The sequence below is a fragment of the Capnocytophaga sp. genome, assembly GCF_030532915.1.
Lineage (GTDB): Bacteria > Bacteroidota > Bacteroidia > Flavobacteriales > Flavobacteriaceae > Capnocytophaga.
Genome location: NZ_JAUNKD010000076.1, coordinates 1 through 1,519 on the forward strand (window position 1 = coordinate 1; position 1,519 = coordinate 1,519).

The 1,519-nt window shown below is 33.5% G+C and carries 3 protein-coding genes; 1 reads left to right on the top strand and 2 read right to left on the bottom strand.

The window, feature by feature from the left end:
- Window positions 1–194: 194 nt before the first annotated feature.
- Together Q4D72_RS12115 and Q4D72_RS12120 are read right to left on the bottom strand one after the other, a co-directional pair.
- Window positions 195–482, bottom strand: coding sequence for a hypothetical protein (locus Q4D72_RS12115; protein WP_303078201.1), 288 nt, complete (start codon window positions 480–482; stop codon window positions 195–197).
- Window positions 479–736 carry a hypothetical protein gene (locus Q4D72_RS12120; RefSeq protein ID WP_303078203.1) on the bottom strand — a complete coding sequence of 86 codons (258 nt, stop codon included), beginning with the start codon at window positions 734–736 and terminating at the stop codon, window positions 479–481. The genes Q4D72_RS12115 and Q4D72_RS12120 overlap by 4 nt, the downstream gene beginning before the upstream one ends.
- Window positions 737–1,029: 293 nt before the next feature.
- Between Q4D72_RS12120 and Q4D72_RS12125 the strand changes: the two genes are divergently transcribed.
- Window positions 1,030–1,506, top strand: coding sequence for a hypothetical protein (locus Q4D72_RS12125; RefSeq protein ID WP_303078205.1), 477 nt, complete (start codon window positions 1,030–1,032; stop codon window positions 1,504–1,506).
- Window positions 1,507–1,519: the final 13 nt, after the last annotated feature.

Here is a 1,519-nt window from a genome sequence, read left to right on the forward strand (position 1 = left end):
GCTTCGTATAGTTTTTCAGGTGTGTATTTGTAATCGTTCATTTTCAGGAGTTTTTTTTATTTAGGAGGCTAGAAAAGTAGAAAGTATAGGGTTTTAAAATTTAAGGATTTTAGCCACTTTCTGACTTTTAAAGAAGCAGAGCGTTACGAATTTGCAACTTGCATAACGCCCTTTCGCTTCCTTACCTCCTGAAATTATGATAATTGTAAACTGTTTAGGTACATACTTTGTATTTGTCGTTCAAAGTGATTGTTATAATAATAGGTCAGTTCGCAGCTGAAACCAACCTCTTTAAGTTGGTAAAAACTGATAAAATAACCCGCCGGTACACGTTTGTCTAATTCGTTAAATATTTGAAAATCATTAAAGAAGAAAATAAACGTAATACCCCCTTTTTCACTGCGGGTAACGACCTCTTTAACGCCGATTTCGTTTAAATGGCGAATGATTTCGCCTCTAAAAAATGAAAGTGAAAGGCTCATAACGTGTCGTTTTTAGGGTTAGACAACACCGTTACCAACCCGCTATCAATGAACTCTTTAAACAAGGTTTTGATAACCGTTTGTAACTGCTCAGCACTGATGCCGTTAATAATTTTGATGGATTTTACGTTACCCGAAATGTTGCAACCGTTGTTATTGGTTTGGGTAGCAGAAAGCACGGATTTCGCTCCGTAGGGCGTACCTATCCCGTTACTATTTTTCACAGGATTTGTAATTTTCGCGTTGTTTGGCATTTTGAGACGAAAATTATTTGTTACTATATGGATATAAGAAAGGCTATCGCCCTCCGTTGTCGCCAAACAACAATTACTATACTTTACAGTAGAGCAATTCTCTAATGGAGTTTGATAGCCTATATTATTAGCTACAATACTTGCAGTAAAAGCATAAAAAAACGCTCCTACTATAAAGGCATAAAATCGTCGTTTGGCGAACAACACTGCAAACATACGGCTATTTTTTGGTTTTACAAAATTTTTCATTGGTTTTTTGGTTATTTTTGCGGTTTAGTTTAACGTTTATTATTATGAAATTGTCTCACAAATTTTTAAAAGCACTCAAAAAACTGCTTACAGCCCTTGAATGGACTTTGTTTTTTCTGTTTTTAATTGTATTCTCTTTTTGGTTTTTAGCTTTTTATAGTCTTTCAAATTCTTTTTTTATTGAAAAACTACCTGCTGTTTATATTCAGTATATTTTCTTGTTTTTGATTTCGTTTGTATGGTTTGTGATGTTGATTTTTCTAACCTTTCGGTTGGTTTATATGGCATCACTGGCTGACCCTACCACCGATACCGAAAAACTACTTCAAAACAGGGTTCTTTATATTTTTCATCTTTTAGAAGCCTTTTTGCTACAATTCTTTTTATACCTACTCTTTTTGTATAATGATTGGGATTTTTCGTGTTTCTTTAAAACGTCGTTTGTCATCATATCAATTGCTTATGTAATTATTTGGTTCGTATTTTTGAATTTCTCAAAAGCCAAAATCAAAGACTTATAAAACTTTTCCGGTA

Coding starts and splice junctions, on each gene's coding strand:
- Q4D72_RS12120 (WP_303078203.1), bottom strand. CDS start 736: ATGCCAAACAACGCGAAAATTACAAATCCTGTGAAAAATAGTAACGGG.
- Q4D72_RS12125 (WP_303078205.1), top strand. CDS start 1,030: ATGAAATTGTCTCACAAATTTTTAAAAGCACTCAAAAAACTGCTTACA.
- Q4D72_RS12115 (WP_303078201.1), bottom strand. CDS start 482: ATGAGCCTTTCACTTTCATTTTTTAGAGGCGAAATCATTCGCCATTTA.